This window comes from Nocardia canadensis, from assembly GCF_032656385.1.
Lineage (GTDB): Bacteria > Actinomycetota > Actinomycetes > Mycobacteriales > Mycobacteriaceae > Nocardia > Nocardia canadensis.
Map to the genome: position 1 here is coordinate 1,054,010 of NZ_JAVCWB010000010.1, position 17,592 is coordinate 1,071,601.

General features: G+C 70.6%; 17 protein-coding genes and 1 pseudogene. 15 read left to right on the forward strand and 3 right to left on the reverse strand.

What is annotated here, in order from left to right:
* Positions 1-68: 68 nt before the first annotated feature.
* Together aroA and rsgA are read left to right on the forward strand one after the other, a co-directional pair.
* Entirely contained in the window at positions 69-1,379 is a 1,311-nt protein-coding gene (gene aroA, locus Q7X29_RS28125) for a 3-phosphoshikimate 1-carboxyvinyltransferase (RefSeq protein WP_218718670.1), read from the forward strand.
* Between the two features lie 116 nt (positions 1,380-1,495).
* Entirely contained in the window at positions 1,496-2,377 is an 882-nt protein-coding gene (rsgA, locus tag Q7X29_RS28130; RefSeq protein WP_218718669.1) for a ribosome small subunit-dependent GTPase A, read from the forward strand.
* Between the two features lie 28 nt (positions 2,378-2,405).
* On the opposite strand, the gene Q7X29_RS28135 is transcribed toward rsgA, so the two are convergent.
* Positions 2,406-3,275 carry an Ig-like domain-containing protein gene (locus tag Q7X29_RS28135; protein ID WP_218718668.1) on the reverse strand — a complete coding sequence of 290 codons (870 nt, stop codon included), beginning with the start codon at positions 3,273-3,275 and terminating at the stop codon, positions 2,406-2,408.
* A gap of 196 nt (positions 3,276-3,471) precedes the next feature.
* Between Q7X29_RS28135 and Q7X29_RS28140 the strand changes: the two genes are divergently transcribed.
* The 5 genes from Q7X29_RS28140 to Q7X29_RS28160 all read left to right on the forward strand — a co-directional run bounded on the left by Q7X29_RS28140 (position 3,472) and on the right by Q7X29_RS28160 (position 7,425).
* The gene (locus tag Q7X29_RS28140) at positions 3,472-3,789 is read left to right on the forward strand and encodes a hypothetical protein (protein ID WP_218718667.1); all 318 of its coding nucleotides are present in this window, start codon (positions 3,472-3,474) and stop codon (positions 3,787-3,789) included.
* A gap of 129 nt (positions 3,790-3,918) precedes the next feature.
* Positions 3,919-5,001 (forward strand): AMP-binding protein, encoded by a 1,083-nt coding sequence (locus Q7X29_RS28145; RefSeq protein WP_218718666.1) that lies wholly within the window; start codon positions 3,919-3,921, stop codon positions 4,999-5,001.
* Positions 5,001-6,371, forward strand: coding sequence for an aldehyde dehydrogenase family protein (locus tag Q7X29_RS28150; protein WP_316575876.1), 1,371 nt, complete (start codon positions 5,001-5,003; stop codon positions 6,369-6,371). The genes Q7X29_RS28145 and Q7X29_RS28150 overlap by 1 nt, the downstream gene beginning before the upstream one ends.
* Positions 6,372-6,433: 62 nt before the next feature.
* Positions 6,434-6,880 carry a MarR family winged helix-turn-helix transcriptional regulator gene (locus Q7X29_RS28155; protein ID WP_308248487.1) on the forward strand — a complete coding sequence of 149 codons (447 nt, stop codon included), beginning with the start codon at positions 6,434-6,436 and terminating at the stop codon, positions 6,878-6,880.
* A gap of 95 nt (positions 6,881-6,975) precedes the next feature.
* Positions 6,976-7,425: a hypothetical protein gene (locus Q7X29_RS28160; RefSeq protein ID WP_316575877.1), complete on the forward strand. Its 450-nt coding sequence runs from the start codon at positions 6,976-6,978 to the stop codon at positions 7,423-7,425.
* A gap of 12 nt (positions 7,426-7,437) precedes the next feature.
* Here Q7X29_RS28160 and Q7X29_RS28165 read toward each other — a convergent pair whose 3' ends face one another.
* Entirely contained in the window at positions 7,438-7,773 is a 336-nt protein-coding gene (locus Q7X29_RS28165; protein ID WP_316575878.1) for an ArsR/SmtB family transcription factor, read from the reverse strand.
* An 82-nt stretch (positions 7,774-7,855) separates the two neighbouring features.
* Between Q7X29_RS28165 and Q7X29_RS28170 the strand changes: the two genes are divergently transcribed.
* The 7 genes and pseudogenes from Q7X29_RS28170 to Q7X29_RS28200 all read left to right on the forward strand — a co-directional run bounded on the left by Q7X29_RS28170 (position 7,856) and on the right by Q7X29_RS28200 (position 15,175).
* Positions 7,856-9,460: an ABC transporter substrate-binding protein gene (locus Q7X29_RS28170; RefSeq protein ID WP_316575879.1), complete on the forward strand. Its 1,605-nt coding sequence runs from the start codon at positions 7,856-7,858 to the stop codon at positions 9,458-9,460.
* The gene (locus Q7X29_RS28175) at positions 9,418-10,449 is read left to right on the forward strand and encodes an ABC transporter permease (protein WP_394358759.1); all 1,032 of its coding nucleotides are present in this window, start codon (positions 9,418-9,420) and stop codon (positions 10,447-10,449) included. Before Q7X29_RS28170 ends, Q7X29_RS28175 begins: the two co-directional genes overlap by 43 nt.
* Complete coding sequence (locus tag Q7X29_RS28180) at positions 10,442-11,266, forward strand: ABC transporter permease (protein WP_316575880.1); 825 nt, start codon at positions 10,442-10,444, stop codon at positions 11,264-11,266. Before Q7X29_RS28175 ends, Q7X29_RS28180 begins: the two co-directional genes overlap by 8 nt.
* Positions 11,263-12,243 carry an ATP-binding cassette domain-containing protein gene (locus tag Q7X29_RS28185; protein WP_218718660.1) on the forward strand — a complete coding sequence of 327 codons (981 nt, stop codon included), beginning with the start codon at positions 11,263-11,265 and terminating at the stop codon, positions 12,241-12,243. Before Q7X29_RS28180 ends, Q7X29_RS28185 begins: the two co-directional genes overlap by 4 nt.
* On the forward strand, positions 12,237-12,866 hold the full coding sequence (locus tag Q7X29_RS28190) for an ABC transporter ATP-binding protein (protein ID WP_316575881.1): 630 nt from the start codon (positions 12,237-12,239) through the stop codon (positions 12,864-12,866). Before Q7X29_RS28185 ends, Q7X29_RS28190 begins: the two co-directional genes overlap by 7 nt.
* A gap of 43 nt (positions 12,867-12,909) precedes the next feature.
* Positions 12,910-14,243: pseudogene (locus tag Q7X29_RS28195) on the forward strand (FAD-binding protein).
* 212 nt (positions 14,244-14,455) lie between these two features.
* Positions 14,456-15,175 (forward strand): hypothetical protein, encoded by a 720-nt coding sequence (locus tag Q7X29_RS28200; protein WP_218718658.1) that lies wholly within the window; start codon positions 14,456-14,458, stop codon positions 15,173-15,175.
* 47 nt (positions 15,176-15,222) lie between these two features.
* Here the strand turns inward: Q7X29_RS28200 and Q7X29_RS28205 are convergent, their stop codons facing one another.
* A complete protein-coding gene (locus Q7X29_RS28205; RefSeq protein WP_316575882.1) occupies positions 15,223-16,377 on the reverse strand; it encodes a cytochrome P450 in 1,155 nt (384 codons plus the stop codon).
* A 169-nt stretch (positions 16,378-16,546) separates the two neighbouring features.
* Here Q7X29_RS28205 and Q7X29_RS28210 point away from each other — a divergent pair, with 169 nt between their 5' ends.
* A complete protein-coding gene (locus Q7X29_RS28210) occupies positions 16,547-17,590 on the forward strand; it encodes a 3-oxoacyl-ACP synthase III family protein (protein WP_316575883.1) in 1,044 nt (347 codons plus the stop codon).
* The last annotated feature ends 2 nt before the right edge of the window (positions 17,591-17,592 follow it).

The window sequence follows — 17,592 nt, forward strand, 5'->3', positions numbered from 1 at the left end:
CGGAGTCCGACACGCGACGGCGACGCGACCACACCGAATTCCACACCACCCGTGTGTCCGGACCGCACATGCGCGAAGATGGGCGGGTGAGTTTCTGGCCAGCGCCCCATATCGAGGTCCCCGTCCACGCGACCGTGACCCTGCCCGGTTCGAAATCCATCACCAATCGCGCGCTCATCCTGGCCGCACTGGCCGATGGGCCGTCCACCCTCACGGGTGCGCTGCGCAGCCGCGACACCGACCTGATGATCAAGGCACTGCAGAGCCTGGGCACCGAGATCCTCGGTGACGCCGAGACGCTTGAGGTCACCCCGGCGCCGCTGCGCAGCGCCGCCGTCGACTGCGGCCTGGCCGGCACCATCATGCGCTTCCTGCCGCCCGCCGCCGCGCTGGCGACCGGCGACGTGGCCTTCTTCGGCGACGAGCAGGCCAAGTCCCGCCCGCTGACCACCATCCTCGACGCGCTGCGCAAGCTCGGCCTCGATGTCGACGGCGACGCGCTGCCGTTCGTCGTCCACGGCACCGGCAGCCTGCGCGGCGGCGCGGTCACCATCGACGCGTCGGGTTCCTCGCAGTTCGTCTCCGGCCTGCTGCTCTCGGCGGCCCGGTTCGACGAGGGCATCACCGTCCACCACGACGGCAAGCAGCTGCCGTCCATGCCGCACATCGAGATGACGGTGGAGATGCTGCGCCGCGCCGACGTGACCGTGCACACCCCGACCGATTCGCGCAGCGCGCAGACCTGGACCGTGGAGCCGGGCCCGATCCGCGCGGTGGACTGGGAGATCGAGCCCGATCTGTCCAACGCCACCCCGTTCCTGGCCGCGGCCGCGGTCACCGGCGGCGAGGTGAGCGTCCCGATGTGGCCGCGCGGCACCACCCAGCCCGGTGACGTGATCCGCGAGATCCTGGTCCGGATGGGCGCCGAGGCGCGCATCTTCGACGGCGTGCTCACCGTGCGCGGCCCCGGTCGCCTGGCCGGCATCGATATCGACCTGCACGACGTCGGCGAACTCACCCCCACCGTCGCGGCGCTGGCCGCCCTGGCCGACTCGCCCTCGTACCTGCGCGGCATCGCGCACCTGCGCGGCCACGAGACCGACCGGCTCGCGGCCCTGTCGACCGAGATCAACCGGCTCGGCGGCAATGTCACCGAGACCGAGGACGGCCTCGAGATCGTGCCCGCCCCGCTGCACGGCGGGCAGTGGCACTCCTACGCCGATCACCGGATGGCCACCGCGGGCGCGATTCTCGGTCTGCGGGTGCCCGGCGTGGAGATCGAGGACATCGGCACCACGGCCAAGACGCTGCCGACCTTCGTCACCCTGTGGGAGCAGATGCTCGACCCCGCGCTATCGGGTGAGGGAGCGGCGCGCTGAGCCGCCAAGGCCGCTCCGCAGCCAGCTACGACGAATCCGATGTCCGGGTCCGCCCGGGCAAGGCCTCGCGTCCGCGCACCAAGACGCGCCCGCGGCACAACGACGCCGAGGCCGCCATGGTGGTCGCGGTGGACCGCGGCCGCTGGGGATGTGTGCTCGACGGTGATGCCGACCGGCGCATCGTCGCCATGCGGGCCAGGGAACTGGGCCGCACGCCGATCGTGGTCGGCGACCAGGTCGACGTCGTCGGCGATCTCACCGGCAAGCCGGACACCCTCGCCCGCATCGTGCGGGTCGCCGAACGCAGCACGGTGCTGCGGCGCACCGCCGACGACACCGATCCGTTCGAGCGGATCGTCGTGGCCAATGCCGAGCAGTTGTTCATCGTGGTCGCGCTGGCCGATCCGCCGCCGCGCACCGGTTTCGTCGAGCGGGCCATGGTGGCCGCCTACGCCGGTGGGCTGGAACCGATCCTGGTGCTCACCAAGCGCGATCTGGTGGCGGAGTCCGAATTCGCCGCCGCGTTCGAGGGTTTGGACCTGAAGATCCTCTACGCCGGGATCGACGATCCGATGGAGCCGGTGCTCGAGCTGCTCGACGACCGGCTCACCGCGCTGATCGGGCACTCCGGGGTCGGTAAGTCGACGATGGTGAATCGCCTTGTGCCCGATGCCTATCGGGCCGTGGGCGAGGTGTCCGGGGTGGGCAAGGGCAAGCACACCTCCACCCAGTCGGTGGCGCTGCCGCTGCCCGAGGGCGGCTGGGTGATCGACACCCCCGGCGTGCGGTCGTTCGGTCTGGCCCACATCACGCCCGACGACGTGATCGCCTCGTTCACCGACCTCGCCGACGCCATCGAGGACTGCCCGCGCGGCTGCACCCACCTGGGTCCGCCCGCGGACCCGGAGTGCGCGCTGGACCAGCTCCCCGGCACGGAACGGCGGGTCGCCGCGATTCGTCAGCTGCTGACCGCGCTGATCTCGAACGAGACCTGGTAGCAACCGATTCCGTGCCGGGGCCGGCGCGTCAGAACCCGAAGGATCCGGTGCCGGTGCCGCCGCCGTCACCCGGGCCGGGATCGGTCGGTACGTCGGCCACGGTGACCACCTTGGTGGTCGACGAGCTGGCCACGCCGCTGCGGCCGGAGAACGTCGCGCCGATGGTGTAGGCACCCGCGGCACCCGGCGTCCACACGATCGTGGCCTTGCCGTTGGCGGCGACCGGGATGTCACCCAGGACGTTGTCGCCCGCCTTGAACTGGACGGTGCCGCCGGCCGCCGCCGGTGACACGGTGGCCTCCAGGGTGACGGCCTTGCCGACCTGCGCGCCGGTCACCTCGGTGAGCACGGTGCTCGACACGGCGTCGCTGGAGACCGTGATGTTCGGGCCCTTGCCCTGGTAGGTGCCGTCGCCGAGCGAGCCGCCGTAGTGCATGGAGGTCGGCAGCGGGGTGTCACGGGCGCAGTTGACGCCCACCTTGTACTGCACCTCGAAGGTCTGCGACTTCGGTTCGATGTTCGGGTACACCGGGTACTTGGTGATACCGAATTCGGCGCGCACCCAGTCCGAGGACGAGGTGTCGAGCTGGACCTGGTCACCGCCCATCTTGGCCGAACCCGGGACCGGGGTCAGGCAGGCCGGGTGCAGGTCCTTGATGTTGTAGATGTATTCCACCGGGATGCCGGTGCGCTCGAACTTCGTCGTCACGGTCACGGTGTCGCCGACGACCGGGTTGGTGTTGGACACCGTCCGGGTGAACTTGCTGTTCCCGTCGTTCCAGGTGATCGTTCCCGGCGCCGCCGATGCCGTCGCGGGCATCGCCGCCACCGCGAAACCGGCCGCCACCGCGAACGCGGCCATCGAACCGGCCACCCGCTGCACTCTTCTGTCCACCATCGTTGTCTCCCACGTACACCGGGCGCCCTCGACGTCGTCGTCGAGGCGACGAATCGCCCGAGCTGGCGAGCAGTAGATCACGCAGTGACACCCACGCGGATCGAATTCCGAAATGAGTCTCATTCAGATTGCGAATTCGACTCACGTTGGTTCGCGTTCCCGGCAACCGGGCCCCGACGCCGGTAGCGTCTCCCCCATGAAGCCACCGGCGATCGGTTATCTGCGCCGCGACATCTCGGGTGTCGCCCAGTCCTGGGACGAAACGCAGATCCGTTCCCTAGCCGAGCGACTCGGCTACCGCTTCACCAAGACCGTCGTGTTCAGCAATCGCACGACCAATCCCCTCGGTCGCCTGCTCGACGTGGTGACCACCACCGAGGCCGCCGCCGTGGTCACCCCCGACCTCACCCACCTGGGCTCCGACCTGCCCCACCGGCTGCTCGCCGCGTGCGACATCATCACCGTCACCCCCGAGGTCACCCACGCCCGCACCATCCCCGCCTTACCGGCCTAGCCACCGGCGGACCATGGACGTTCCTATCGTCTGATCGACGTGGGCGCGGCTGTGAGCTCGCGCGGCCTCCGGCGCGGAACGATGAACCTCGCAAAACGCCCAATTTTTGCGAGCCTCGGAGGCCGTGCCATGTGTTCCGACATACTCGATCTGGACGCTGTCGACGTCGATCCCGACGACTACGTCCGGGCCTTGATGAGCTGGCATTTCGGTGCCGACACGGGGAGTCCGTACTGGTTACGGCGGGCCGCGGAGCTCGACTTCGATCCGCGGACCGACGTGCGCGGCTTCGACGATCTGCGCTTGTTCCCCAACGTGATCGACGAGTTCCGCGACGTCGCGGTGGAGGAGCTGATCCCGCGCGGGTTGCGCGGCGCGGACCGGGAGATCGCGGGGGTCTACGAGAGCGGCGGGACGACAGGGGCGCCCAAGCGGTTCGTGATGTTCGAGCGCTGGATGGAGTTCGCGCTGTCCTGGGACGAGCACCACTACGCCGACCTGGGAACGACGAACACCCTGGCCATCGCCCCCAGCGGCCCACACATGTTCGGGGAGTTCGCCGCCCGGCGCGCCCGCAGACACCACGGCGTGAAGTTCACCGTCGATCTGGACCCGCGCTGGATCAAGCAGCTCATCGGCTCCGGGGACACCGAGGGCGCCGACCGCTACGCCGAGCACCTGATCGACCAGGCCGCCGCCATCCTCACGACCCAGTCGGTCGGCATCCTCATCGCGACCCCGCCGCTGCTCGAGCGGCTGGCCCGGCGCCCGGAGCTGGTCGACGCGGTGCGCGCGCAGGTGAAGTTCCTGTGCTGGAGCGGCGCGCACATGGATGCCGACACCCGGGAGATCCTGCGGCAGGAGGTCTTTCCCGGCATCCCGCTCAAGGGCCTCTACGGCAGCACCACCATTCTCGGCATGTCGCGCGAGCGCGATATCGAGCGCGCGGACGGGCTGGCCGTGTTCGATACGCCGAGCCCCTACATCGCGTTCCGGGTGGTCGATCCGGCCACCGGCGACGATGTCGCCGAGGGTGAGCGCGGTCAGGTGGTGATGAACCACCTCACCAAATACGCTCTGCTGCCGAACAATCTGGAACGCGACACCGCGCTGCGGGCCGCGCCCGCGCCGGGCGCGCTCGGCTGCGCCGTCGCCGATGTGCGGCCGGTGCGGACCTTCGCCGACAAGTCCGTCATCGAGGGGGTCTACTGATGATCGAGATCGACGCCCTCGGTCCCGCCGGCTCCTACCACGCCCGGCAGCGCCTGCCGATCACCGCGCTCGACGGCACCGAAGTCGGCACGCTGGGCCAGGTTCCGGCCCTGTTCGTGCGCCGCGCGCTGGCGGCGATGCGGGCCGCGCCCACCGTCCCGGCCGCCGAACGCTTCGCGCTCATGGCCAAGGCCGCCGAGCTGTTCACCACCGCCACCATCGGCGGCCTCGATCCCGAGGAGTACGTCCGGATCGTCTCGACCGTGTCCGGCGTGCCCCAGCAGGTGGTGCGCCGATCGGTCGAGTGGGTCGCCGAGGTGCTGCGATCATCCAGCGACACAATGACATTCGCCATGCCGCGGGGCGCGGTCGCGGAATGGTCCGACGATCGCACGCGCGAGGGCGCGGGCGTGTGGGTCCGCAAGGGCGACATCTTCGCGGTGCACGCGGCGGGCAATACGCCCGCGGTGCACGGGCTCTGGCCGGAGGCGCTCGCGCTGGGCTACAAGGTCGTCGTCCGGCCGTCGGCGCGCGAGCCGTTCACCGCGTTCCGACTGGTGAGCGCCCTGCGGATGGCGGGATTCCCGCCCGCGACGATCACCCTGCTGCCCACCGACTACGCCGCCGCCGACGTGATCATCGCCGAGGCCGACTACGCGATCGTCTACGGCGGTCAGGATGTCGTCGACAAGTACGGCGCGAGCTCGCGGGTGCTCACCCAGGGCCCCGGCCGGTCGAAGATCCTGATCACCGCCGACGTCGACTGGCGCGAGCACATCGACGTGATCGCCGATTCGGTGAGTCACCTGGGTGGTACCGCCTGCACCTGCACCACCGCGGTGCTGGTCGAGGGCGATCCGGAACCGGTGGCCCGGGCGCTGGCCGAGCGCCTGGCCCGCATCCCGAGCCTGCCCGCCGATCATCCCGACGCCCTGCTCACCGTGCAGCCGGTGCCGACGGTGACGGCGATCGACGCGTACCTGCACGAGGTCGCGGGCACGGCGACGCCGCTGCTCGGCGGCGACACCATCGTCGACGAACTTCCCTCCGGCGGTGCGGTCCTGCGCCCGGCCGTGCACCTGGTCGACTCCGCGACCGCGCCGCAACTCGGGGTCGAACTGGCCTTCCCCTGCGTCTGGGTCGGGCCGTGGCTGCCCACGGACGGCATTGCGCCCCTGCGCGATACGCTGGTTCTGACGGCGATGACCACGCGCCCCGAACTGGTCGAGGCGCTGCTGCACGAACCGACCATCACCAATCTCTACCTCGGCGACCATCCGACCACCTGGCTGCGGCCCGGTGTCCCGCACGACGGCTACCTGGCCGAATTCCTCATGCGCTGCAAGGGCATGATCCGCTCCGGCATCTGATCCGGCGCGCCCGCGCCCGGCCTGTCCCCGCCGGGCGTGGGCGCATGCGAGAAAATGGCCGGGTGACCACCGAGAACCCGCGCCCCCGACCACCGGCGATGAGCCCGACCATCCTGGTGATCACGCTGTCGCGCCGGGTCGAGGCCGCACTGAGCGCCGGGTTGGCGCCGCTGGATCTCACGGTGGCCAGGCTCGGGCTGCTCGGGCACATCAACGGGTTGCCGGGCGCGTCGTTCAGCGAGCTGGCGCGGATGTCGGGGACGAGCGTGCAGAGCGTGCACACCGCGGTGAAGTCGCTGGTCGCGGCCGGACTGGTGCAGGACCGCACCGCGCGCGCCGGCTCGGCGTCGGCGATCGAGCTCACCGAGGCGGGCACGCGCCTGCTCGGTGAGGCGCGAAAGGTGGTGACACGGGTCGACACCGAGCTGTTCGGACCCGACGCCGACCCGATCCAGCGGCGGGTCGGCGCGGCCGTCGTCGCCGCGTTCACCGGCGCGTCGACAGCCTGAACCGTCTGCCCGCGTGACGTGACCCCACCAACCTTCAATGTTGTTGAAACTCGAGCTAAGCTTCAGCCATATTGAAGGTCGGAGGGAGTCGACAGGTGGAACATCTCTTGCTGTCCGTGCACGTGGTCGCGGGCATCGTCTTCGTCGGGGGCTCGGCGGTCGCCACCAGCCTGTTCCCCCGCTACGCCCCGGTCACGGCGGGCGGACCCGATCCCGAGGCGGTGCGCAGCCGGTCGGTCGCGGTCGCCCTGCACCGGATCACCGGCAACTACGCCAAACTCGCGATCATCGTCCCCGTGATCGGCATCGTCCTGGCCACGATCCAGGGCCGGATGAACGAAATCTGGATCACCATCGCGATGATCACCACCGCCATCGCCGGCGGCCTGCTCGCCGTCCAGATCCACCCACTGCAGCGCCAGGCCCTCGACACCCCCGACGACGGCAAACGGCTGCGCACCCTGTCCATGCTCGCCGGCATCTACAACCTGCTCTGGACCGCCGTGGTCGTCCTCATGATCGTCCGCCCCGGCTCCGCGACCTGAAAGCGGCCGCCATCAGGCGTGTTTGGCGCCGATGGTGTGCAGGATCTCGTGGATGATCGGGTCGGTCAAGCGGTTGGTGACCGTGCGGCCTTCGCGACTGGAGGTGACGCAACCTTCGTGGCGCAGGACGCGCAGGGCCTGGGAGATCGCGTTCTCGGTGCGGCCGATGGCAGCGGCCAGTTCGCCCACGCTGATGCCGGGAGTGCGGTGCAGGCACAGCAGGATCTCCAGGCGGTTCGGGTCGGAGAGCAGGTCGAATCGCTGGGCCCAGGCGGCGATCTCGACGTCACCGATCGCGCGCCGACCGAGTTCGACCGGCGATCCCTCCAGTGTGCGTGGCTCTCCCATGGCGACGCTCAGCTTAGTCCTCGACTGGACAGCGCGGCTATTATCTGTCCATCTGTTCAGATAAACATGAGTTGGGACGAGGATGAGGCTGCGCGCTCGGTCGCTGTTCGCTGTGGGGGCCGCGTGCGCGCTGGCCGTGGCGCTGTCCTCGTGTGGCGCGCCGACGAGCGGGTCGACCGACTCACTCGCCCTCGCCGACGCCTATGAGCTGGGCGGATACAACCCGGTGGCCGGATACGGCGCGGCCGGTGAGGCCAAGATGTACGACGGCCTGCTGCGCCTGACCGGCGGTCCCGGGCTGTCCGGATTCGCCCCGGCCCTGGCCACCGCGCTGCCCACCCCGAACGCCGATGCCACGGTATGGACCGCGCCCCTGCGCACCGGCGTGCGCTTCAGCGACGGCTCCGCCTTCGACGCCGCCGACGTGGTCGCCACCTATCGGGCGATCCTGGACCCGGCCTCGGCCTCGGAGGCCCGCTCGTCGTTCTCGATGATCGAGCGGGTGGAGGCCGTCGATCCGGCCTCGGTCCGGTTCACCCTGCGCCACCCCTACGCCGCGTTCCCCACCAAGCTGCTCATCGGCATCGTCCCGGCCGAATCCGTCGCCACTCCCGGCCCCGCGACCGCGTCCACGCTCAACACCGCGCCGATCGGCACCGGCCCGTACCGGCTCGTCGGCCTCGAACCGACCCGCGCGGCCTTCGAGGCGAACGAGGACTACTGGGGCGGCGCGCCCGCGGTGAAACGGCTGACGCTGCTCTACGTCCCCGACGACAACACCCGCGCGCAGCGGATGGCCGCGGGCGAACTCGACGGCACCACGCTGCCGCCGCTGCTGGCCGAGACGTTCGGCGCCCGGACGTCGATGTCGGTGCGGGCCAACACGTCCGCGGATTGGCGCGGCATCTCGATGCCCGCCGGCGACCCGGTCGCGGGCCACCCCGCCGTGCGCCTGGCCCTCAACTACGCGGTGGACCGCCAGGCCATGATCGACAACATCCTCGGCGGCCACGGCCGTCCCGCGTACACCCCGCTGCCCGAGGTCTATGGCGATGCCCACAACCCCGCGGTGACCTTCGCGTTCGACCGGGCCCGCGCCGAGCGCATCCTGGACGAGGCGGGCTGGCGTGTCGGCCCCGACGGCATCCGCGCCAAAGACGGTGTGCGCGCGAAGTTCACGGTGATGTACAACTCCACCGACACCCTGCGCCGCGATCTGGCCCTGGCCTTCGTCTCCGACGCCAGGCGCGTCGGCGTCGAGGTCGATCCGGAGGCGCTGTCCTGGGACCGCATCGAGCCGCGCATCGACACGGCGGGCATTCTGCTCGGCGGCGGCAGCGAACCGTACGACCCCGATACCCAGGCCTACGCCACCCTGCACTCGCCCGCGGCCGACCCCGGCGCGAGCAGCCCGTACGACAACGCGAGCAGGCACCGCGACCCCGCGATCGACGCGCTCCTCGAACAGGCGAGGCGCAGTACCGATCCCGCGATCAGGGCGGCCGCCTACCGGGATGTGCAGAGCCGCTACGGCCAGGACCCGAGTCACGTGTTCCTGGTGCACCTGGATCACACCTACGTGGTGAAGGACTCGGCCTGGACCACCTCCGGCCCGATCCTCGAGCCGCACACCCACGGCGTCACCTGGGGGCCGTGGTGGTCGCTGCAGACCTGGACCCGCTCGTGACCCGCGGCCGGTTGCGCGGTCGCGGCATCGGCGCGATGGCGGGCCGGCGGTTGGTGGCGCTGATTCCGGTGCTCGTCGCGGTGTCGGCCGGGCTGTTCGCGGCCGCGGCGGTGTCACCGTTCGATCCGCTGGTCGGCTATCTCGGCGCGCGCTACGAATCGACCAGCGCCGCCGACAAGACCCTGCTCGCGGACCAGCTCGGCGTGGACGCGCCCTGGTATCAGCTCTACTGGCGATGGGTCACCGACCTGCTCGGCGGCGACCTCGGCGTCTCGCGCGGTTTCGCCCAGCCGGTGAGCGAGCTACTGGCCCAGCGCATTCCGTGGACGGTACTGCTGGTGATCGTGGCGATGACCGCGGCCGTGGTGGTCGCGCTCGGTGCGGGGGTATGGGCGGGCATGCGTCGCGGCGGGCTCGTCGACCGCGGGGTCGCCGCCGCGTGTGTGGTCCTGCAGGGGCTGCCACCGTTCGTGGTGTCGCTGGCGGCGATCGCGGTGTTCGCGGTCGGCCTCGGCTGGCTGCCACCGGCCGGGCTGACCGACGCGGGCGCCGACCCCGGATTCGCCCAGGTGGCACGGCATCTCGTGCTGCCCGCGTCCGCGCTGGCGCTGTCGCAGGTGCCCTGGCTGTTGCTGGCCGTGCGGGAGTCGGTGTCGGGCAACCGGAGTGAGGATTTCGTGGTCGGCGCGGCCACGCGCGGCATCGACGCCACGACGATCACCCGCAGGCATATCCTGCCGACCTCGCTGGCCCCGTTCGTGACCATCCTGGGTGTGCGGCTGCCGGAGGTCGTGGTCGGCGCGGTGCTGGTCGAGGAGATCTTCTCCTGGCCCGGCGTCGCCGGGGCGTTCGTGCAGTCGGCGAAGGACCTGGACATGGCCCTGCTGGCGATCCTCACCGTCGGCACCACCTGCGCGGTCATGCTCGGTTCGCTGCTGGCCGACATCGCCGTGGTCGTGCTCGATCCGCGGGTGCGGGCCGATGGCTGAGCGGCGGCGACTGTTCCTCGCGCTGGCCGTGCTGGCCGCCGTGGTGCTGTACGCGGTGCTGGTGCCGTGGGTGGCCGGTGTCGACGACCGGCTCACCGATTTCGCCGCCGCCCGCCAGGCGCCGTCGGCGCGGGCGTGGTTCGGCACCGACGCGGCGGGCAGGCCGCTGTTCGTCCGGATCGCGGCGGCATTGCGCACCTCGCTGGTGGTCGCGGCGTGCGCGGCGGCGGTGTCGACGGTGATCGGGGTCGGCGTCGGCGCGGTCTCGGCGCTGGCGGGCGGGCGGATCGATCGGGCGGTGATGCGGCTGGCCGACACCGCGAACGCGCTGCCGCACCTGCTGCTGGGGATCGTCATCGTGGCGCTGTTCCGCGGGAACGCGGCGGCGGTGGTGCTGTCGATCGGACTCACGCACTGGGTGCAGGTCGCGCGGATCGTGCGCGCGGAGAGCCTGAGTCTGCGCGAACGCGAGTACGTGGCGGCGGCGGTGCTCGCCGGAGCCGGACGGACCCATCTGCTCACCCGGCATCTGCTGCCCGCGGTCGCCCCGCAGGCACTGATCGCGGTGGTCCTGCTGCTGCCGCACGCGATCTGGCACGAGTCGACGCTGTCGTTCCTCGGTTTCGGACTGCCGCCGCACGAACCGAGCCTCGGCACCTTGCTCGAGGAAGCGCGCGCCTCCCTGCTGCTCGGCGGGTGGTGGACGCTGGTCTTCCCCGCCGGCTTCCTGGTGCTGACCACGGTCGCCGTCGCCATCGCGGGCTCGGCACTGCGCGGGGTACTGCTCCCGCCGAAACCCGCGAGGATGCCCCGGTGACCGGACTGTCGATCGACGCGCTCACCGTGCGGATTCCCCTGCGCGGCAAGGATGTCGTGCACGCGGCCACCGAGGTGTCGCTGGAGGTGGCGTCGGGAACGGTGACCGCGCTGGCAGGCGAGTCCGGCTGCGGTAAGTCGATCGTCGCCGCCGCTGTGGTCGGCGTGCTGCCGCCGACGGCGCGCACGGACGGGGCAGTACGCCTGGATCTGGGTGACCGGACCGTCGACCTGCTCGACGAGGAGAACCCGCGAACCGGAGCCCGCCCGCCACGCGCCGGACTCGGCGCCGCGACCCCGGCCCACCGGGCCTTGCGACGCCCTCGCCGCCGCGAGCACTCCTACCGTGGACGCCACATCGCCCTGATCCCGCAGTCGCCGGGGACGCACTTCACGCCGGTGCGCACGATCGGTTCCCAGCTCGCCGAGGCGATCGCCGCGCTGGGCACCGACCACACCCCCGCCGCCTTGGTCGAGCGCGCCGGGCTCGAGTCCTCGGCGCTGTCGCTGTACCCGCACGAACTCTCGGGCGGGATGGCCCAGCGGGCGGCGGTGGCGGCGGCTCTGGCCGGCGATCCGGAGGTCATCGTGGCCGACGAACCGACCGCCGGACTGGACCGGGCGCGCACCGACCAGATCGGCCAGTTGCTGCGCGAGTGCGCTGATCAGGGCGCCGCGGTCCTGCTCATCACCCACGATCTGGGGCATCTGCTGCGCGCGGGCATCGCCGACACCGTCGCGATCATGTACGCCTCGCGCCTGATGGAGGTCGGCCCCGGGCGGGAGGTTCTCGACGATCCGTGGCACGACTACACCGGCGATCTGCTCGCGGCCCTGCCCGAACGCGGGTTGCGCCCCCTGCCGCATCCGCCGCTCGCGCTGACCAACCTGTCCGAGACCTGCCCCTACGCGGGCGGGCCCACCGCGCTGGTTCGCGAGGGCGAGCGCATGATCCGCCGACCGAGGTCCCGATGCTGATCGCCGACGCCCTCACCGTGGGCTACCGAGCCGAGGAGCCCGTGGTCCGCGGGGTCGACCTACGGGTCGCGCCGGGCGAGATCGTCGGGATCACCGGCGATTCGGGCTCGGGCAAGACCACCCTGGCCAAGACCCTGGCCGGACTGCTCCCGCCGCGCGCGGGCACGGTCACCGTCGACGGCGAGCCGCCACACGCGCGGCGCGGGGCGATCGCGATGGTCTTCCAATCACCGCGCGCCGCCACCAATCCCCACTTCACCCTGGCCCGGATCATCGCCGAACCGGCCACGATCCGCCGCCTCCCCGCGCCCGATCTCACCGCGGTCGCCGCCGCGGTCGGCCTGACTCCGGACCTGCTCGGCCGCCGCCCGCACGCCCTCAGCGACGGTCAGCTCCAACGCGCCTGCGTCGCCAGGGCGCTCACCCAGCGCCCCCGCTATCTCGTCCTCGACGAGGCCACCGCCATGCTCGACGCCGCCACCACCGCCACGATCATCCGGCTGATCATGACGAAAGCCGCCGACACCCTCGGCGTGCTCCTGATCAGCCACGACCGTCCGCTCCTCGACGCCACCTGCACCCGCGTCACCGCCGTCGAGAACGGCACCCTGACCACACGCTGACGCCTCAGGCTGCCCTCAGCAACACGACTCAACGTGTGCTCCCGTGACTTTCACACAGGGGATTCCCGAGACCCAACGGCGCAGCCTGAGCGGGTGGGGGCGCACCGCGCCGACCGTCGCCGAGGTATTGCGCACGCCTGACATCGGCGTGATCGCCGAGCGGGTGCGCACGGCGGGCCCGCGCGGGGTGATCGCGCGCGGACTGGGCCGCAGCTACGGCGATCCGGCGCAGAACGGCGGCGGACTGGTCGTGGACATGACCGCGCTCGACCGCATCCACCACATCGACCCCGACAGCGGGATCGCCGACGTCGACGCCGGGGTCAGCCTGGATGCCCTGATGCGGCGCGCGCTGCCGTACGGACTGTGGGTCCCGGTGCTGCCCGGCACCCGGCAGGTGACGGTCGGTGGCGCCATCGGGTCGGATATCCATGGCAAGAACCATCATTCGCAGGGCAGCTTCGGCAACCACGTGGTGTCGCTGGATCTGCTCACCGCCGACGGTTCGGTGCGGACACTGACCCCGCAGGGCCCCGAGTCCGAGCTGTTCTGGGCGACCGTCGGCGGGATGGGGCTGACCGGCATCGTGACCGGTGCCCGAATCCGCTTGAAGCACACCGAGACCGCGTACTTCTTCGTCGACAACGACCGCACCCGCGATCTCGACGAGACGATGGCGCTGCTGACCGGCGGGTCCGACGACGGCTACGACTATTCGATGTCGGTGCCCGACACCATTTCCACCGGCGCGAAACTCGGTCGGGCCGGGTTCAGCCGCGGTTCGCTCGCAACCGTGGACCAGCTGCCGATGAAACTGCGTAGCAAACCGTTGACTTTCGATGCGCCGCAATTGTTCACCGTGCCCGATATCTTTCCGAACGGGATGGTGAACAGACGCAGTTCTATCACCCGCTGGATCTGCTCGGTGAATGGAATCGCGCCTACGGCAGGCGCGGGTTCCTGCAATACCAGTTCTCGATGCCGTTCGGCGCCGAGCGGCACCTGGCCCGCGCGGTGCAGGCCATCGCCGAGTCGGGGCACCACTCGTTCCTCAACGTCTTCAAGCGGATGGGCCCGAGCAACCCGGCGCCGCTGTCCTGGCCACACCCCGGATACATGCTGAGCTTGGACTTCCCCATCACGGCCGGCCTGGACCGCTTCTGCCGTGAGCTCGACGAGCGGGTGCTGGTCGCGGGCGGGCGGCTGTACTTCGCCAAGGACTCGCGGACCGCTCCGGAGACGATCGCGGCGATGTATCCGCGGCTGGACGAATGGCGGCGGGTGCGGGACGCGGCCGATCCCGAGCAGGTCTTCGCGTCGGATCTGTCGCGGCGGCTCCGGCTCGTCCCGGCAGTGGCCGACCAGGGACGACCCTGACGTGTTTCAGATCACGATGGCGAATTCGGGGGTGAAAGTTCCACGCGGCAAATGACATTCGAACGCAATGGCGCAGATCACTGTCCGTTTTGTGTTCTTATGACATTTTAAGTTACATCTCAGCAACATTGAGTTGGACACTTGTTCATGGGTGCTCGATCGAGGGCCTGCGCTCCCCCGGGAGCATTGCCATTGAGGGAAAGACTGCATTCATGAAGCTCAGCAAGGTTGCCGCAACCTCCGCACTTGTCATCGCCGCGCTCGGTATCGCCACCGGCACCTCGCACGCCGCCCCGGCCCCGGCCCCGGCGCCGATTCCCGCCTTCCTCGACGGCGTGAGCCAGGGCGTGAACCAGGTGCTGCCCGGCATCAACTGGAAGACCGGCATCGAGGGCGACTCGGTCGTCGTCGAAACCGACGCGGGCTCGCTGGCCAGCGAGAACGGCCAGTTCCAGGTCCGTGACGGGCAGGGCAACGTCGTCGTCGGGTTCCCGCTCGCCTACACGCTCAACGACCTCGAGTACCCGATCGACGCCGCCATCGACGGCACCCGCGCCGTGCTCACCCCGCGCACCGAGGCGGCCTCGGCCCGCCCGTCCACCCTGCTCAAGGACGTCGTCCGCCAGGACGCCTTCGACGACGCGGTGAGCGCCGCCGCCACCCAGTTCGGCATCGTCACCGCCATCGGCACCCTGGTCGGCACCCTCGTCGGTGGCGTCGCGGGCTGCGCGATCGGCGCCGCGGGCGGCCTGATCCTGGGCATCCCGGTGCTGGCGCTCGGTGGCGCGACCGGCATCGCCGGCTGCCTCGCCGGTGGCGCGGTCGGCATCCCGCTGGGCGCCGCGGCCGGTCTGGTGATCACCGGCGTGCCCGCCGCGATCGTGATCGGTATCGGCTTCAGCAACCGGATCAACGCCCCGGAAAACCAGTAGTAGCCACCGCGAAGGCCCCGTCCACCGACGGGGCCTTCGTGCTGTGCTCAGCCCGCCAGCCGGATGCGCAGCGTCTCGTAGGTGGGGATGAACACCTTGCGCCGGTAGCGGCGCTCGACGATCTCCCACGGCCTGCCCGCCGCGGTCAGCGCCTCGAGCAGCGCGGTCAGCTCGGAGTGCACGAGCTGGGCACCCAGGCACAGATGGCGGCCGCCGCCGAACCAGAGCTGCCGGGTCTCGGACACGTAGTCGCGGTGCACGCTGAACTCACCGACCGCGTTGTTGATGGTCCAGGTGAGGATCTTGACGTGCTCGCCCGCCCGCAGGTCCCGGTCCGCCACGCGCACGTCGGCGGTGACCGAGCGCCCGACCAGGTAGGCCGGGCTGGTCACCCGCAGGGTCTCGCGCACCGCGTCGGGCAGCCGGTGCGGCGCGGCGAGCAGGGCCCGGTGCTCGCCGGTGTCGTGCATGATCGCGACCATCCTGGTCATGGCGCTGGCCAGGGTGTCGGTGCCGGCCACCGCCATCAGGATGGCCAGCCCGGCCGCGTGCTCGACGTCGAGGCCGAGTTCGCGACAGCGCCCCAGCGTGGTGTCGGGATCGGCGCGCGCGTAGGCGGTAGGGACATTGACAGCCAGCTGCCCGGCCAGCTCCTTCGCCCGCGCCACCGCGACGGGGTCGAGCGTGGTCGAGGCCATGGTGCCGAAACCCAGGTTGACCAGCTCCTCCACATGGTGGAACAGCCGCAGGAACAGCGCGTCGAGGTCGTCGGTGGGATCGCCGCCGATGGCCGCGGCGATGTCCTCGGGGCGCATGCCGACCAGGTCGGACACGCTGCGGCCGACCAGGATCTGGGCGCGCGCGGCGATGTCGACGGTCTCACCCTCGGCCAGCCGATCACGCAGATCCCGCAGGTCAGGGCCGATGACGCGCGCCACGAGCGCGTCGGTGTGGGTCAGGGTGAACAGGTCTCGCACCGTGGTCCGCAGCTCGGTGTGACCCGGACCTTCGAACAGGTCCTCGACCCAGTCGCCGATGACCTGCGCCCACCAGTGCCCGGCGGCGCCCTCGGAGACGATGCTGAAGTGCGTGCTGTCGTTGTAGATCTGGCGTGCGACCAGCGGATCGGCAACGAACCAGCCGAGTTTGGGGACCTTGCGAATCGGGCGCGCGACCCGGCCCAGCAGCAATACGCCGGGCAACCAGGGCTGACCTGCGGCGAGTAGGGTGAGTTCATGGCGTCGGGCAGCACTCCACACCCCGGCACAATCTAGTTGAGCGAGACCGAATAGTGAAGGTCTGTGACTAGGATCGGCGAGATGCGCTGATGGAGGACTGTGCATCGCGCGATATTCGGAAGTGAACAAGCACATGGTGAAATCCACAATCGAGGCCGTCGGCGCGTATCTGCCCGCCCGCGAGGTGACCACGGCGGAGCTGATGAGCCGGCTGGCCATCGACGCGCCGCTGGATCTGGAGAAGGTCAGCGGGGTGGCGGCGCGGCGGGTGCGCGGCGTCGACGCGCAGGGCAGGCCGGAGGACTCGTTCAGCATCGCGCTGGCCGCCGCGCGCGAGGCGCTGGCGAACTCCCGCTACGAGGCCGCCGAGCTGGAGGTGATCATCTCCTGCTCGATCACCCGCACCCGGGGCGAGGACTTCTGCCTCGAGCCGTCGTTCGCGCTGATGCTGCGCACCGCGCTGGGGGCGAACCGGGCGATCCACTTCGACGTGTCCAACGCCTGCGCCGGGATGATGACCGGAGTCCTGCTGCTGGACCGGATGATTCGCTCCGGCGCGGTCCGCAGGGGCCTGGTGGTCTCCGGCGAGTGCATCACCCCGATCTCCGATACCGCGGTGCGCGAGATCTCGCAGAAGTACGACCCGCAGTTCGCCTCGCTGACCGTCGGCGACGCGGGCGCGGCCGTGGTCCTCGACGCCACCGACGGCCCCGGCCTGGACTACGTGGAGCTCAACACCAGCGCCGCCTTCGCGAAACTGTGCCTGGGCATGCCGAGCGATCAGGGCCCCGGCGTCGCGCTCTACACCGATAATCGCGCGATGCACAACGAGTCGCGGTATCTGCTGTGGACTTCGCGGCAGCGCGAGTTCCTGGCCGCCCGTGGTTCCGACTTCGCCGCCGAGGGCTACGACTATCTGATCCATCATCAATTCAGCGGTCCCGCCGTGGAATTGATCGACAAGATCGCCGAGCGCGAGTTCGACTCACCGATGCCGCCGAAGCTGGCGGTGCTGGATCGCTACGGCAACACCGCCTCGACCTCGCACTTCGTGGTGCTGCACGACGCACTACGGCAGGGCCGGATCGCGCCGGGGTCCAAAGTGCTGCTGGTGCCCGCCGCGTCGGGCGTGGTCGCCGGGTTCTTGTCGGTGACAATCGGCGATCTGCGGGTATAGGA